Raw genomic sequence first — 15,215 nt, 5'->3', positions numbered from 1 at the left:
ACGATCGCCTGACTCGACGCCTTCTCATCGGCGCGGTTTGAACTACATTCAGGCGGTGGACCAGATCGATAGCGAGCGCCTGATATCCCTGCCTGCCCCCTTTACCCGCTGGTTCGCGGAGAAGGGCTGGCAGCCGCGCAGGCATCAGCTGGAGCTTCTGGCGCGCGCCGAGGCCGGCGAAAGCACATTGTTGATTGCGCCGACCGGGGCCGGCAAGACATTGGCCGGCTTCCTGCCATCGCTCACCGATCTCACCCGCCGCGGCAAGATCCCGCCCGGCTCTGCCTTCACCGGCATCCACACGCTCTACGTCTCGCCGCTGAAGGCGTTGGCGGTCGATATCGAGCGCAATCTGATGAAGCCGGTGCTGGAGATGGGGCTTCCCGTTACCGTCGAGAACCGCACCGGCGACACCCCCGTTTCCAAGCGCCAGCGCCAGAAGCTCAGCCCACCCGACATCCTTTTGACGACGCCGGAGCAGGTGGCGCTGCTGCTCGCCAATGGCGAGGCCGAGCGTTTCTTCAAGGATCTCAGGTACATCATCTTCGACGAGCTGCATTCGCTGGTCACCTCGAAGCGCGGGCACATGCTGTCGCTGGGGCTGGCGCGGCTCAGGCGGCTTGCGCCGAGGCTGCAGACGATCGGGCTTTCGGCCACCGTCGCCGAGCCGCTGGAGCTGCAGAAGTGGCTGGTGGCGCAGCCGGAAGGTGGCGAGCGGCATTCAGGCATCGTCACCGTCGAGGGTGGGGCCAAGCCTGATATCTCGATCCTGTCGACGGAAGAGCGCATTCCCTGGTCCGGGCATTCGGCCAAATACGCGATCCCCGATGTCTACAAGCAGCTCATCGAGCACCAGACGACGCTGCTCTTCGTCAACACCCGCAGTCAGGCGGAGATGCTGTTTCAGGAGCTGTGGACCGCCAACGACGACAATCTGCCGATCGCGCTGCATCACGGCTCGCTCGATGTCGGTCAGCGCCGCAAGGTGGAGGCGGCGATGGCGGCGAACCGGCTGCGCGCCGTGGTCGCCACCTCAACGCTCGATCTCGGCATCGACTGGGGCGACGTCGATCTCGTCATCCATGTGGGGGCGCCGAAGGGGGCCTCGCGACTGGCGCAGCGCATCGGCCGCGCCAACCACCGGATGGACGAGCCCTCCAAGGCGATCCTCGTTCCCGCCAACCGCTTCGAGGTGATGGAGTGCCAGGCAGCACTCGACGCCAACTATATCGGCGCGCAGGACACGCCGCCGGTCGGGCGCGGCGCGCTCGACGTGCTCGCCCAGCATGTTCTCGGCATGGCCTGCGCCGAGCCATTCGACATGCTGGAGCTCTATGACGAGATCATCAGCGCCTCGCCCTATGCTGACCTTAGTTGGGAGACCTTCGAGCGGATCGTCGATTTCGTCGCCACCGGCGGCTATGCGCTGCGCACCTATGAACGCTATGCCCGTATCCGCAAGACCAAAGAAGGGCGCTGGCGCGTTTCCAATCCGCAGGTGGCGCAGCAATACAGGTTGAACCTCGGCACCATCGTCGAGAGCCCGATGCTGAACCTGAAGATGGTGAAGCGCGGCGAAGGCGGTCGCATCGGGCGCGGCGGGGCGACGCTCGGCAAGATGGAGGAGTATTTCTTCGAGCAGCTTTCGCCCGGCGATACCTTCATCTTCTCCGGCAAGGTGCTGCGCTTCGAGGGTATCCGCGAGAACGAGGCGCTGGCCAGCCAGGCCTATTCCAACGACCCGAAGATCCCATCCTATGCCGGCGGCAAGTTTCCGCTCTCCACCTATCTCGCCGATCAGGTGCGCTCGATGCTCGACGATCCTGACCGCTGGCACCGGCTACCGGACCAGGTGCGCGACTGGCTGGCGATCCAGAAGGAGAAGTCGATCCTGCCGAAGCGGGACGAGTTGCTGATCGAGACCTTCCCGCGCGGCAGCCGCTGCTACATGGTGGCCTACCCGTTCGAGGGGCGGCTGGCGCACCAGACGCTGGGCATGCTTTTGACCCGCCGGCTGGAACGCGCAGGCGCCAAGCCGCTCGGCTTCGTCGCCACCGATTATTCGCTTGGCATCTGGGGGCTGGAGGATATGGGGCGGATGATATCGACCGGCCGGCTCAGCCTCTCCGATCTCTTCGACGAGGACATGCTGGGCGACGATCTCGAAAGCTGGCTCGACGAATCCTTCCTTTTGAAGCGCACCTTCCGCAATTGCGCCGTGATTGCAGGCTTGATCGAGCGTCGGCACCCGGGCAAGGAAAAGAGCGGCCGGCAGGTGACGGTTTCCGCCGATCTGATCTACGACGTGCTCAGGACCCACGAGCCCGACCATATCCTGCTGCAGGCGACCCGGCAGGATGCAGCGACTGGGCTTTTGGACATCGGCCGTCTTGGCGATATGCTGAAGCGAATCAAGGGGCACATTACCCACCGCCCGCTCGAGCACATCTCGCCGCTCGCCGTGCCTGTGATGCTGGAGATCGGCAAGGAGCATGTGCATGGCGAGGCGCAGGATGTTCTGCTGGCGGAAGCCGCGGACGATCTGATTGCCGAGGCGTTGGAGTAAAGTCCCCTCCCCAACCCCTCCCCACAAGGGGGAGGGGCTTATCCGGCCGCACCGCCTAGGCCATGACCGAGGCAGAGCGGCGCCACACGTTTTCTCTCCCCTTGTGGGAGAGATGCCCGGCAGGGCAGAGAGGGCCTTTTTGGCCTTCCTCCCCGCCCAGACACTGGAAAGAAACGAACGTGATGAACCGGCTGGCGCTGGCGCGGGAACTGAACGGGATTGCGGCGATGCCGGGCGTGGAAACGTCCGTGCATGGGATCGCTGCCGTGTGCGATCCGCTGGGCGGCCTCTATCTGCCGGATACCGGCGTCCTCGTCGTTTCCGACCTGCATCTGGAAAAAGGCGCCGCTTTTGCCCGGCGCGGCATGATGCTGCCGCCCTATGATACGCTGGCAACGCTGACGGTGCTGTCCGCCGTCATCACCCGCTACGATCCGAAGCTGGTGATCTCCCTCGGCGACAATTTTCACGACCGGATCGGCTCGGCACATATGCCGGAGACATTCCGCACGCTGATTGCGGATATGGCGCGCGGGCGGGAGTGGATCTGGATCAACGGCAACCATGATCCAGACGGGACCGTCGATCTGCCCGGTGCCTGCGCCGATGAGCTGCAATATGGTGGCCTCACCTTCCGGCACGAGCCGAAGGACGGGTTGCAGAGTGGCGAGATCGCCGGGCACCTGCATCCTTCGGCGACGGTACGACGACGCGAAAAATCCATCCGCCGCCCCTGTTTCGCGACCGACGGCGCAAGGCTGCTGATGCCGGCTTTCGGGGTGATGAGCGGCGGGCTCGATCTGCGCCACAAGGCGATGAAGGGGCTGTTCGACCAGCCGTCGCTGATCGCACATCTGCTCGGGCGCGACCGGATTTATTCGGTCCGGTTCGGCAATCTGCTCGGCTAACTATTACAGCGCGACGTAGCGGTCGGCGCGGTGGTTGATCGTGAGAAAGAGATTGAGCACCACAGCTCCGAGCACGGAATAAAACACGACCGGCGGCGTGGTGACGAAGAAGGCCGCCGCCAGCACGCAGAGATCGACGGCCATCTGCACGAGGCCGGCGCGGATGCCGAAGCGCTCCTGCATGTAGATGCCGAGAATGCCGACGCCGCCGAGGCTGGCGCGGTGGCGGTAGAGCGCCAATAGGCCGAAGCCGAGCAGAAGACCGCCGAGAAGGGCTGCCCAGGCCGGATGGATCGTCGCGATGCTCATCACGTTCGGCTGCAGGCTTGTCAGCAGCGAGGTCAGGCCGATCGCGATGAAGGTCTTGATGGTGAAGGACACACCGAGGCGCTTCCACGAGAGATAGAAGAACGGCAGGTTGAGCAGGAAGAAGGCCAAGCCAAAATTGATGCCGAAGGCATAGTGCACAAGAAAGGCGATACCCGCCGTGCTGCCGGTCAAGAGACCGGCGCTTGCCAGCACATAAAGGCCAAGGGCGGCGACGAGGCTGCCGGAGAAGATGCCCTGCACGTCTTCGACAGGCGTGTGACGCGTGGCGCTCGTGTTCCAGAAGCCAAGGGCATTGATGAGCTGAGTCATGTCGCTAATCTCCAACGGCAGACGAGTTCAAGAACGCCCGGGCAGGCCCCAGGCGGCAGGGGATGTGAATGATTGGTCGCCGGGCGGCATTCGCGCTCTTCGGCTTCTGAGCGGAATTATCCGGTTCATTCGCCACGTTTTCAAGCGAAATACGTAAGCAATGCTGACCTATTAAAACTTCGCAAGAATCGTTCCGTCAGGCGGTCTTGCGTGCAAGGAACAGAATGCCGGGAATGATATTGGCGCCATCTTTGCGAATGGTGGTTCGGCTGATCGCGATCACCTCGAAGCCGTGGCGGGCACAGAGCGAGCGGATGTAGCCTTCCGAGTGGGCGTAGCGCAGGGAATGGGCGAGATGAACGCCCTCCTCGTCCTCGGTTTCCTCGACGGAAAAGCCGAAGTCGGCGCCATCGACACAAAGGGCCGCGACCGATGCAAAGGCGATCTCGAGGTTGCCGAGATAGATCAGAACATCGGCGGCCGTGACGAGATCGGCGCGATGCGGGCTACCATCCGCAAACAGCCCGGATTGGTCTGCCGGCAGCGACAGGTCCGCCTGAGCGAGATGGTCGTAGACCTGCTTTTCCTCCGCCTTCGACAGCATGTTCTGCGAGAGATCGAAGCCTTCCAGCCGGCCGGCCATGGCGCGGATTTCCGGTCCCATCAGCCCGGTGCCGCAGCCGAGATCGGCGGCCAGCGCGTAATGCCGGCCGGTCGCCGCGATCATGCGGGCGAGCTTTGCCGGCACGTCGTAGCCGAGCTTGTCCACCAGCGAGGTCTCGAAGCGGGCGGCGTAATCGTCGAACAGGCGCTCGACATAGATGCTCGGCGGCTGATCGGGCACGGCGATATCGCCGAGGAAGGCGAGCTTCAACGTGGCGCCGAAGATATCGTCCTCGGTGAGCTCGCGCGTTCGCCTGTAGGCCTCGATCGCGCCGGCGACATTGCCTGATTTTTCGCGGTAAGAGGCCAGCCAGTACCAGCCGACCGCCCAATCCGGCACCAGCTCCAGCGCCTGCTCCATCAGCTCGGCGGCGGCATCCGGCTCGCCGCCCTTGTCCAGCATCCTGGCATAGTCGGCACGGCGGTCGGCGATGGCATCGCCTGATGTCTGGAGATGGGGCGGCATGATGGTGACCTGTTGCGCGGCCCGCATTTGGCGATGGCCACAAAAAAACTCAAGTCCTATTTCAGAGGCGGGTGCAGCAGCCCTGAAAAAGCTTGCGGGCAACGATTCGCGCCCGTATCTCAGGGGTGAACAGGAGATGATGCATGTCCGATCAGGTGAACAAGTTTCTGGGCGACTCGCTCGGCCGTACATTGATCAAGCTTTTGGTGGTGTCGCTGATCGTCGGCTTCATCATGGCCGTCTTCGGGCTGGCACCGCTGGATTTCATCTACGGCATCCGCAATTTCATCCTCGAGGTCTGGCATCGCGGCTTCTCCGCGCTCGGCCGCGTCGGCGACTATCTGATGCTCGGCGCCACCATCGTCATTCCGATCTTCCTCATCATCCGTCTCTTCAGCTATCGCCGGTAACATGACCTCCATCGATCTCTCTCGGCGCAGCCTGCTGCGCTTTTCCGCGCTTGCGCTTGCAGCCGGCGTCGCCAGCTGCGCCACCGGGCCGAAAGAGCCCTCGACACCCTCCAACGGCGAAGACCAGACGGCAGCCTCGCTGCCGCTCGTCAACCAGCTGCGCGCCAAGAACGGCCTTCCGCCGCTAACGGTGGATCCGGCCGCGACGGCAGCAGCCCTCTTCCAGGCCAAGCGGATGGCAGCGGCCGGCAAGATGAAGCACGTGATGGGCATCGCCGACGGTTTTGGCCCGCGCGTGAAGGCAAGCGGCGTGCAGCTGCCTGCCGCCGAGAACATCGCGACCGGGCAGCAGACGGTTCCGGCCGTCGTCACCGCCTGGATCAACTCACCGCATCATCTGGAAAACATGCTCGGCCGCTATAGCGGGCTTGGTGTCGCCGTTGCCTATAATCCCGCTTCCCGCAACGTGCCCTATTGGGCCATGGTGCTTTCCAACTGAGGTGATTCCGCCTCTTTGTGAGGAGCAGACCTTGGAAGCGAGCGTACACAACAGCGGCGGCGGCCTCGCTTTCGAGGTCACGCACCGGATGGTGCTGTCGATCGCCATACCGATGACGCTCGGCTTCATTACCACGCCGCTGCTTGGCCTGGTCGGCACAGGCGTCGTCGGCCATATGGGCGATCCCGATGCGCTTGCGGGCCTCGCGATCGGGGCGATGCTCTTCGATCTCATCCTCGGCAGCTTCAACTTCCTGCGCGCCTCGACCACGGGATTGACGGCGCAGGCCTATGGCCGCCGCGACCGGCATGCCGAGCAGGGCGTGTTCTGGCGGGCGATCATTTCGGCGCTCGGCTGCGGCGTGGCGCTGCTCTGTCTGTCACCGCTGCTTCTGGCAGCGGGTCTGACGCTGATGGGGCCTGACAACGCGGTGGCGCAGGCGACCAGCACCTATTTCTCCATCCGCATTCTCGCCGGGCCGGCAGCGCTCGCCAATTACGCGATCCTCGGCTTCGTGCTCGGGCGTGGTCAGGGAAGCGTCGGTCTCCTGCTGCAGACGATCATCAACGGCATCAACATCGTGCTGGCGATCGCGCTTGGCCTCTGGCTCGACTGGGGGATCGCAGGCGTTGCCTGGGCGACGACCGTCGGCGAGACGATCGGGGCGCTGGTCGGCGTCTTCATCGTGCTGAGAAGCTTCAACCGCGCTGACCGGCCGCCGCGCAGCGAACTTTTCGCCGGGCACGCACTTGCAGAGCTTTTCACGCTCAACCGCGACATCCTGATCCGCACCTTCGTGCTGCTTGGCGCCTTCGCGCTGATGACGCGGATCGGTACCAGCTTCGGCGCCGTGACGCTGGCGGCGAACGCCGTGCTGATGAATTTCCTGATGCTGTCGAGCTTCTATCTCGACGGGCTGGCCAATGCCGCCGAGCAGATCACCGGCCGCGCCGTCGGGGCGCGCTACCGCCCGGCCTTCGATCGCGGCTTGAAGCTGACGACGATCTGGTCGTTCGGGCTTGCCGGCATCATATCGCTGTTTTTCCTGGTGGCCGGCGAGCGACTGATCGCGGCGCTGACGACGTCATCTGACGTGCGTGAGGCCGCAAGCCTCTATCTGCCCTGGGCGGCGATTACGGGGCTGACGGGCGCGCTCGCCTTCCTGATGGATGGCGTCTTCATCGGCGCGACGTGGTCGAGCGACATGCGCAACCGCATGCTGATGTCGTTCGTCGTCTATCTCGCGGCACTCGCGATCTTCGTGCCTGTATTCGCCAACCACGGCCTGTGGCTGGCGATCAACCTGTTCCTGCTCTCTCGCGGCCTCTTCCTGGCACTCAGGGTGAGAACGCGGGCCGATCAGACGTTCCGCCCGGCCCAATAGTCCGTTTTGCTGTCGCGCAGTTCGCGGATAGACGCCACCTTCTCACGGTCCATCAGCTTAGACAGACCGCGAACGATATCGCCCGCAAGGCCCGGGCCTTCATAGACCATGCAGGAATAGAGCTGAACCAGATCGGCGCCTGCCTTGATCTTTTCCAGCGCCGTTTCGGCCGAGGAGACGCCGCCGACGCCGATGATCGGCAGATCCGGGCCGACGCGCTTGCGCATCTTTGCCAGCACCACGGTCGACTTCTCGAAGAGCGGCTTGCCGGAGAGGCCGCCCTGCTCTTTCGCCTGGCGCTGATCCTTCAGACCATCTCGCGACAGCGTGGTGTTAGAGACGATCAGGCCATCGAGCGCGTGCGAGAGCGCTTCGGCGGCGATGTCGTCGATGCCCTCTTCCGTCAGATCCGGTGCGACCTTGAGGAACACAGGGATCTTGCGGCCGGATTTTGCGGCTTCCTCGTCGCGCGCGGCAAGCACGGCCGACAGCAGCGCCGACAGGCTTTCGCGCGCCTGCAGATCGCGCAGTCCGGGCGTGTTGGGCGAGGAGATATTGGCGGTGAAATAGCCCGCCAACGAATAGAAGCGGCGGATGCCTTTCACGTAGTCGTCGATGCGATCGGTGCTGTCCTTGTTGGCGCCGATATTGACACCGATGATGCCTTTGCCCCTGACGGACGACAGGCGCTGGAAGGCCGCGTCGTGGCCCTCATTGTTGAAGCCGAGGCGGTTGATCACGCCTTCGTCCTCGACCAGACGGAAGATGCGCGGACGCGGATTGCCGGATTGCGGCTTGGGCGTGACCGTACCGATCTCGGTGAAGCCGAAGCCGATCTTCAGCAGCGCTTCCGGCACTTCGGCATTCTTGTCGTAGCCGGCGGCCATGCCGATCGGATTGGCGAAATCAAGCCCGGCAACCGTCTGGCGCAGGCGCGCATCCGCGGGTGCCGCGCAGGCCGGGACGAGGCCTGATTTCAGCGCCGCGATCGACATGCCGTGCGCCGTTTCCGGATCGAAGAGGAAGAGACCCTTGCGGGCGGCGTGCTTGAAGAGATCGATCATGGCTGCAGGTCCGGAAAGATGTGTTTGCTTTCGGCATCGAGCGGCAATGGCTTCTCCCAGAGCACGGCCGAAAGCGGGAGGTCCGCATAGAGATGCGGGAAGAGATCGCCGCCGCGCGACGGTTCGAAAATCAGCTTGTCGCCGAGCGCCACACCATCGACGGCGACGAGAAGCAGACCCGTCTGGCCGGCGAAATGCAAGGCTGCGGTCTGCACCGCCTGGCTTGCCGTCGAGAAGTGGATGAAGCCGTCTTTCAGATCGATGGCGGCGCCGCGAAAAACGCCGGCCACCCGGGCGTCCTGCCAGAGCGTTTCCGTCACGATCTTGTAAAGCGTGGGTGTCAGGGTCATGATGGCCTCATGAATGGCTGGTCTTTCCCGGGCTTTGCCGCAGTTGAGCGGCGATGTCCACGCGCTCACCGCAAAAAATGCGGTGGCCATCGAGATTTCCGGAGGAAACCATGAAAAATATCACGCTCAGCCTCGTCGCCATCCTCATTCCGCTTGCCGCCTCCGCAGCCGAGCCGGATGCAAGCCGCTTCCAACTGGAGCGCAGCGGCGACCATTTCGTGCGGCTCGATCGCCAGACCGGCGCCATGTCGCTCTGCGAGGAGAAGGACGGAGCACTCGTCTGCCGCATGGCCGCTGACGAACGCGCGGCTTATGAAAGCGAACTCGACCGGCTGTCGGACCGGGTGACCGCGCTGGAGAACAAGAGCATCGTCAACAAGGCGCTGCCATCGGACGCCGAGATCGACCGCTCGATCGGCATCATGGAGCGCTGGATGCGCAGCTTCATGGGGATCGTCAAGGAATTCCAGAGCGAGGACCAGGGCAACGCCCTTCCGCAAAAGACATGATTTGCTATAGTCTGCTTTAGCAGGAAGGCATGAACCGTGGAGGAAGGCGGTGCATGGACTTCATGATCGGGCTCTTGGGAGGGAGTTTTCGATGCATGAGCAGACAATCATTATTGCCGACGATCATCCGCTGTTTCGCGATGCGCTTCGCCAGGCCGTGACCGGTATGGAGGGCCATCCCGATATCGTCGAGGCCGGCGATTTCGCCGCCGCGCGAAAGTCGGTCGGCGAGCATCCGGATGCCGATCTGATGCTTCTCGACCTCGCCATGCCTGGGGTCAGCGGTTTCTCCGGGCTGATGGCGTTGCGCTCGGAATTTGCGGGACTGCCGATCGTCATCGTCTCAGCATCCGACGATGCGACGACGATCCGCCGGTCGCTCGAGCTCGGCGCCTCGGGCTTCATCTCGAAATCCGCGGGGATCGACGATATCCGCCACGGCATACAGACGGTGCTTGCGGGCGATATCGCAACGCCCGAGAGCTACCGCGACGGGCAGGAACAGGACCCCGATGTGGCCGACATCATCCACCGGCTGCACACGCTGACGCCGCAGCAGAGCCGGGTGCTGACGATGCTGGCCGAAGGTCTGCTCAACAAGCAGATCGCCTATGAGCTCGGCGTCTCCGAGGCGACGATCAAGGCGCATGTCTCGGCCATTCTCCTCAAGCTCAATGTCGACAGCCGCACCCAGGCGGTGATCCAGCTCGGCAAGATCAACATGGCGATGGTCGCCTGACGGGAGAGAGGATTTTATTCCTCTTGTCTCTTTACTCCTGCCCGCCTTGCGGTTAATCTTTCAGCCGATTAAGGAGCGCCGTTGCGCGCACGGGATCAGGCGACATGCTGTCACACGAGCAGATCTGGGGAGCGCTCGACAGGCTTGCCGAACGGCACGACCTGACACCCTCGGGGCTTGCCCGCCGCGCCGGCCTCGACCCGACCTCGTTCAACAAATCCAAACGTCTTTCCGCCGATGGACGGCTGCGCTGGCCCTCGACGGAATCGATCGCCAAGGTGCTGGAGGCGACGCGCTCCAGCATGGAGGAATTCCTGTCCTTCATGCGGCCGCAGGGCAGTTTCTCGACGCTGCCGGATGGCGCATTTCCGCCGCAGGGGAGCTCCATTCCACTGCTCGGCTTCGCGCAGGCGGGCGCTGGCGGCTTTTTCGATGATGGTGGCTTTCCGGCCGGACAGGGATGGGACGTGGTGGAATTTCCGGCCGCACCGTCACAAAAGGCCGGCGTCTATGCGCTCGAAGTTCAGGGCGAAAGCATGATGCCGCTCTATCGCGACGGCGACGTTCTGATCGTCGAGCCGGGCGCGCAGGTGCGTCGCAACGACCGCGTCGTAGTGAAGACCCGCGAGGGCGAGGTGATGGCCAAGGTGCTGATGCGCCAGAGCCCACGCTCGATCGAACTCATGTCGCTCAATCCCGAACATCCGAACCGGACGATCGAACTCACCGACGTGGATTGGATCGCCCGGATCATCTGGGCCAGCCAGTAGGAAAATCTTCCATGAAGCCTGCGGCACTTCTGACAGCGACTGCGGGAATAGCGATCGTCATCGGCCTGATCGCCGCCGGCGAGCATCGGCTGAGCGCTGCGCCTGATGCCAGCGAGATCGCTGCATCGGCGCAAGGGGCGGCCGCGCAGCAAACGCCCGCGCCCGCGCAGCCGACAACGAACCCGGATGCCAGCATGATGGCCCGGCCGGTGGATGACGCCAGCCAGTTCTACCCGGCCTCGGTTGACGGCAAACCCTTGGAGCGAGAACAGGCGCCGGAGCCCGAGAAAAAGCCTGTCTTGGTGGCTGAAAAGGGTATCGACTTGCCGCGCCCGGTGGCCGAGAGCGCCGGCGTCCTCGGTTTCGGTGAACGGCGGCTGCAATTGGCCGGGCTGACGCCGACGCCAGTGGACAAGAGCTGCACCGGAGCCAGGGGCACGGAATGGCCCTGCGGGATGCTGGCGAAGACCAATTTCCGGCTTTTCCTGCGGCTTCGGACCGTCAACTGCGATCTTAGTAATGCCAATTGGAGCGGCACCGCGACGGCGAGTTGCAAGATCGGCGCGCAGGATCTTTCCGAGTGGCTGATCGAGAATGGCTGGGCCGAGGCTACGGCGGGCTCCGCTTTCGCGGATGCCGGCGCCAAGGCGAAGCAAGACGGAAACGGTATCTACGGGCAGGATCCACGCCAGGCCGGCGCGATTGAAACACCCGACCTGACGCAGCCGCAAGATATGAGCGATCCCTTGTAATGGGCGTGACCGGTTCCTAAACTCTGCAGACATTTCAGAGGAACCATGCAGACATGAACAAGCCGCTTTCCGCCCACGACGCATTGATCTACGTGATGGTCATGGCATCCGCCGTCGACAGCACGATGAATGATCGGGAGCTGGAACGTATCGGACAGCTGATCGGCTTTCTGCCGGTGTTTCGCGGCTTCGACGACGACAAGCTGATCTCGGTTGCACGCGACTGCGCGGCACTTCTGTCCGGTCCCGAGGGGCTCGATGTCGTTCTCGAGACGGTCAAGGACACGCTGTCGCCGAAGCTTTACGACACGGCCTACGCGCTGGCCGTCGAGGTCGCGTCGGCCGACCTTTCGGTGAAGGCCGAGGAACTGCGGCTGCTCAGCCTGCTGCGCGACCGGCTGGGCCTCGACAAGCTGACCTGCGCCGCGATCGAGCGTAGCGCCATTGCCCGTTTTCGTAAGGCTTAACTCGCCTAGTAAAGCCCATAGGGGAAATAGCGCAGGTAGATTTCCTGCAGACGGCCGCTGCGCGAAAGCGCAGCCAGCGCATGGTCGAAGGCCGAGCGCAGGACTTCGTCCTTTTGCCTCAGCATGATCGTCATGCCCTCGCCCAGAAACTCTTCCGACATATAGGGACCGTCGAACAGGGCGCAGCATTTCTCCGATGCTTGCGACGACACCCAGAAGGAGAGCTGCAGCGAATCAGCGAAGACGGCGTCGACCTTGCCGTCCTTCAATGCTGCCAGCAGCGCTTCCTTGCTGTCGAACAGCACCGCCTTGACCTTGGGGAAATAGGCGGCGAGCATGGCGGCGTGCGCCGTGTCCTTGACCACGCCGACGGAGCGGTCGGCAAGGCTTGCGGCATTCTCGCCCTTGATCGGGGCCTTCAGATTGCGGGCGAAACGGGCGGGCAGCATCAGATAAGGGCGCGAGAAGGAGAACTGCCGGCGCAACTCGCTGCCAACGGCCAGCCCCGCGATCACGGCGTCACCCTGCGAGGCGGCCAGCGCATCCTTGAGATCGCCGAAGGGCAAGGCCTGGATCTGGCACTTGTCCGATATCTCCAGCTCGGCGCAGATCTCGCGGGCGAGATCGACATTGAAGCCCGAGAGCTTGCCGTTCTGATCCATGAAATTGAAGGGCGGAAAATCGACCGAGGTCAGGAAACGCAGGCGCACGAGGCTTGTCAGATCAGGCTTGGCCAAGCGCTCACGGCTATCGAACAACAGCGGCAGGGAGGGCGCTGCCTGCTGTGCCGCAGCCGAAAGAGGTAGCCAAAACGCGGCCAGAAACAGCCAGAGGCTGCAAAACCCCTTAGGATTGAGAGATGCCAGCTTAAATCGCACCATTATGATCTGCCCCGGGGACTGCACTGCCAATTCAACGACGGTGTATCAGAGTCATGCGTATCGGGGAATATGCGTCGGGCGGGATCAGCACCCGTAACACGACGCTTCAAGAGCGATCGAAACCTTTGATCTCGCCGACCGTGCCGGCGAGCGTGGTCAATGATGTCAGGCAGATCGAGATCGAAGCGCTGCTCCGCCTCGGTATCGGCAAACCGACGATCGCGCGCGCGGCGACGATGGCCCGCCATAACGGCACGTCGATCGAGCGCGAACTCTTGGCCAACCGATGGGTGGACGCCGAGAGCTATTATGCCGCCCTCGCCCGCGCGCTTCGCCTGCCGTTCCTGTCGCAGCTCGATCCGGCGCTGATCCATGACGACCAGGCGCTCGACACGCAGCTGGCGGACACGCGATCCGTGCGGCTGAACTATGCCGACAAGGCGATGATCGCCATTGTTCCCGAGGCCGGCCGCCTGCTGGCGTTGGCGCGGACGATCGAGGGGCGGCCGGGGCTTGCCGAGCGGATCATCGTCACCACGCCCACCGCGATGCGCGACGCCATCTGGCGTGTCGGCGCCAAGAGGCGGGTGAAGGAGAGCATCGGGACGCTGTTCGAAGACAAGGGCCGGTTCAGCGCCCGCATCGTGCTCTCAGGCAAGCAGGGGTTCGTTGCCGGCGCGGTACTCTGCGCGCTTATCTTCGCGGCATTTTCCGATCTGCCGCTGATCGCCATCCTTCATCTCGCGCTGTCTTTCATCTACATGGCAGCGATCCTGCTCAGGGCCTGCGCGCTCCACCACCGTCGCGGCCCGCAGCCGACACCACAGCCGACGGAGCGGCTGCCTGTCTATTCCGTGTTCGTCGCGCTCTACAAGGAGGCGGAAGTTGCCGGCCAGCTTGTCGCGGCGCTGAAGCAGCTCAACTGGCCCACTGCCAAGCTCGACATCAAGCTGATATGCGAGGCCGACGACCATGCGACGATCGCGGCACTTGAGAAACAGGATCTCGGCCCGCAGTTCGAAATCATCGCGGTGCCCGTCTCCCATCCGAGAACGAAACCGAAGGCGCTGAACTATGCGCTGAGCGCCGCGCGCGGCGAGTTCCTCGTGATCTACGACGCCGAGGACAGGCCGCATCCCGACCAGCTGCGCGCGGCCTATGCGGGCTTCTGCGCCAGCCGAGACGACGTTGCCTGCCTGCAAGCGCCGCTGATCATCTCCAATGTCGGCGCCTCATGGATCAGCGCCGCCTTCGCGCTTGAATACGCAGCGCTGTTTCGGCTGTTGCTGCCAATGCTTGCGAAGCATCGATTGCCGATGCCGCTTGGCGGCACGTCCAACCACCTGCGCGTCGCTGATCTCAAGGCGTGCGGCGGGTGGGATCCCTATAACGTGACGGAAGATGCCGATCTCGGCCTGCGGCTCTACAGGCTCGGCTACCGCTGCGGCGTGATCGACTGCCCGACCTACGAGGATGCGCCGACGACGCGCAAGGTCTGGCTCAACCAGCGAACACGGTGGTTCAAGGGCTGGCTGCAGACATGGCTGGTGATGATGCGCGCGCCGGGCAAGCTTGTGCGCGAGATGGGGATTTGGCCGTTCCTCGCTTTCCAGGTGCTTGTTGGCGGCATGCTCGTCGCCTCGCTGACGCATCCGTGGATGGTCATGCTGATCATCACCACCGCGAGCTACATGATGCTTGGCTTCCCCGAAACCGCTACCCTTGATGCGCTGCTGTTTCTGATCGATGTCGCCAACATGCTGGGAAGCTACGTCATCCTGCTGGTGCTTGGCCGGCGCGCCATGCTGCGCGATGAAAAGCGAAAGGTCGGCTGGCGCTGGGTCGCCCTGCCCGTCTACTGGATGATGATATCGGGTGCCGCGTGGCGCGCCGTCTTCCAGCTGCATTTCAAGCCGTTCTTCTGGGACAAGACCCCGCACCTGCCGACCTCGCAACCGATGCGCGCGGCCTCTGTCCCTTCGCAATGAGCCAGTCCACGTAAATTCTGTGGACCACTGGATGTGTTAGTTTCGTCTTAAGCAATATGGATTCTAGTCGCGTTCGACGACACCGGTTCCTGACCGAATGCATGATGCGCCTGTCGAGCCTTAGCCGGCATCTCTCACGGCGCCACAAGCGCCAGCTCTG

16 protein-coding genes are annotated in these 15,215 nt (G+C 63.5%); 11 read left to right on the top strand and 5 right to left on the bottom strand.

Annotated elements, in window-relative coordinates:
• Positions 1 to 55 precede the first annotated feature (55 nt).
• Positions 56 to 2,566, top strand: a complete 2,511-nt coding sequence (locus QTL96_RS17925; protein ID WP_289729142.1) for a ligase-associated DNA damage response DEXH box helicase — start codon at positions 56 to 58, stop codon at positions 2,564 to 2,566.
• Positions 2,567 to 2,748: 182 nt separating this feature from the next.
• Positions 2,749 to 3,474 (top strand): ligase-associated DNA damage response endonuclease PdeM, encoded by a 726-nt coding sequence (gene pdeM, locus QTL96_RS17920; protein WP_289728621.1) that lies wholly within the window; start codon positions 2,749 to 2,751, stop codon positions 3,472 to 3,474.
• 3 nt (positions 3,475 to 3,477) lie between these two features.
• Here pdeM and QTL96_RS17915 read toward each other — a convergent pair whose 3' ends face one another.
• Positions 3,478 to 4,113, bottom strand: a complete 636-nt coding sequence (locus QTL96_RS17915) for a YitT family protein (protein ID WP_018898332.1) — start codon at positions 4,111 to 4,113, stop codon at positions 3,478 to 3,480.
• Positions 4,114 to 4,309: 196 nt separating this feature from the next.
• Positions 4,310 to 5,242, bottom strand: coding sequence for a methyltransferase (locus tag QTL96_RS17910; protein ID WP_289728620.1), 933 nt, complete (start codon positions 5,240 to 5,242; stop codon positions 4,310 to 4,312).
• A gap of 143 nt (positions 5,243 to 5,385) precedes the next feature.
• Here QTL96_RS17910 and QTL96_RS17905 point away from each other — a divergent pair, with 143 nt between their 5' ends.
• The 3 genes from QTL96_RS17905 to QTL96_RS17895 all read left to right on the top strand — a co-directional run bounded on the left by QTL96_RS17905 (position 5,386) and on the right by QTL96_RS17895 (position 7,535).
• The gene (locus tag QTL96_RS17905) at positions 5,386 to 5,652 is read left to right on the top strand and encodes a DUF6460 domain-containing protein (RefSeq protein ID WP_018898330.1); all 267 of its coding nucleotides are present in this window, start codon (positions 5,386 to 5,388) and stop codon (positions 5,650 to 5,652) included.
• A gap of 1 nt (position 5,653) precedes the next feature.
• The gene (locus QTL96_RS17900; RefSeq protein ID WP_047507248.1) at positions 5,654 to 6,151 is read left to right on the top strand and encodes a CAP domain-containing protein; all 498 of its coding nucleotides are present in this window, start codon (positions 5,654 to 5,656) and stop codon (positions 6,149 to 6,151) included.
• 88 nt (positions 6,152 to 6,239) lie between these two features.
• The gene (locus tag QTL96_RS17895; RefSeq protein ID WP_289729141.1) at positions 6,240 to 7,535 is read left to right on the top strand and encodes an MATE family efflux transporter; all 1,296 of its coding nucleotides are present in this window, start codon (positions 6,240 to 6,242) and stop codon (positions 7,533 to 7,535) included.
• On the opposite strand, the gene QTL96_RS17890 is transcribed toward QTL96_RS17895, so the two are convergent.
• Entirely contained in the window at positions 7,511 to 8,599 is a 1,089-nt protein-coding gene (locus QTL96_RS17890) for a quinone-dependent dihydroorotate dehydrogenase (RefSeq protein ID WP_289728619.1), read from the bottom strand. The genes QTL96_RS17895 and QTL96_RS17890 overlap by 25 nt on opposite strands.
• Positions 8,596 to 8,949, bottom strand: coding sequence for a DUF952 domain-containing protein (locus QTL96_RS17885; protein ID WP_289728618.1), 354 nt, complete (start codon positions 8,947 to 8,949; stop codon positions 8,596 to 8,598). The genes QTL96_RS17890 and QTL96_RS17885 overlap by 4 nt, the downstream gene beginning before the upstream one ends.
• A gap of 110 nt (positions 8,950 to 9,059) precedes the next feature.
• On the opposite strand from QTL96_RS17885, the gene QTL96_RS17880 reads away from it, so the two are divergent.
• The 5 genes from QTL96_RS17880 to QTL96_RS17860 all read left to right on the top strand — a co-directional run bounded on the left by QTL96_RS17880 (position 9,060) and on the right by QTL96_RS17860 (position 12,186).
• Positions 9,060 to 9,458: a hypothetical protein gene (locus tag QTL96_RS17880; RefSeq protein WP_112940945.1), complete on the top strand. Its 399-nt coding sequence runs from the start codon at positions 9,060 to 9,062 to the stop codon at positions 9,456 to 9,458.
• Between the two features lie 91 nt (positions 9,459 to 9,549).
• Complete coding sequence (locus tag QTL96_RS17875) at positions 9,550 to 10,197, top strand: response regulator transcription factor (RefSeq protein ID WP_113009859.1); 648 nt, start codon at positions 9,550 to 9,552, stop codon at positions 10,195 to 10,197.
• A 104-nt stretch (positions 10,198 to 10,301) separates the two neighbouring features.
• Positions 10,302 to 10,967 (top strand): helix-turn-helix transcriptional regulator, encoded by a 666-nt coding sequence (locus QTL96_RS17870; protein ID WP_018898323.1) that lies wholly within the window; start codon positions 10,302 to 10,304, stop codon positions 10,965 to 10,967.
• An 11-nt stretch (positions 10,968 to 10,978) separates the two neighbouring features.
• Entirely contained in the window at positions 10,979 to 11,719 is a 741-nt protein-coding gene (locus QTL96_RS17865; RefSeq protein WP_289728617.1) for a thermonuclease family protein, read from the top strand.
• A 53-nt stretch (positions 11,720 to 11,772) separates the two neighbouring features.
• Positions 11,773 to 12,186, top strand: a complete 414-nt coding sequence (locus QTL96_RS17860) for a tellurite resistance TerB family protein (RefSeq protein ID WP_018898321.1) — start codon at positions 11,773 to 11,775, stop codon at positions 12,184 to 12,186.
• 5 nt (positions 12,187 to 12,191) lie between these two features.
• On the opposite strand, the gene QTL96_RS17855 is transcribed toward QTL96_RS17860, so the two are convergent.
• The gene (locus QTL96_RS17855; RefSeq protein ID WP_289728616.1) at positions 12,192 to 13,067 is read right to left on the bottom strand and encodes a transporter substrate-binding domain-containing protein; all 876 of its coding nucleotides are present in this window, start codon (positions 13,065 to 13,067) and stop codon (positions 12,192 to 12,194) included.
• A gap of 53 nt (positions 13,068 to 13,120) precedes the next feature.
• Between QTL96_RS17855 and QTL96_RS17850 the strand changes: the two genes are divergently transcribed.
• Entirely contained in the window at positions 13,121 to 15,055 is a 1,935-nt protein-coding gene (locus QTL96_RS17850) for a glycosyltransferase family 2 protein (RefSeq protein WP_289728615.1), read from the top strand.
• Positions 15,056 to 15,215: the final 160 nt, after the last annotated feature.

The organism is Rhizobium sp. S163, assembly GCF_030380805.1.
Classification (GTDB): Bacteria; Pseudomonadota; Alphaproteobacteria; order Rhizobiales; family Rhizobiaceae; genus Rhizobium.
The sequence above is the reverse complement of the archived record's forward strand: the minus strand, read 5'-3'. Positions and strand labels throughout refer to the sequence as shown.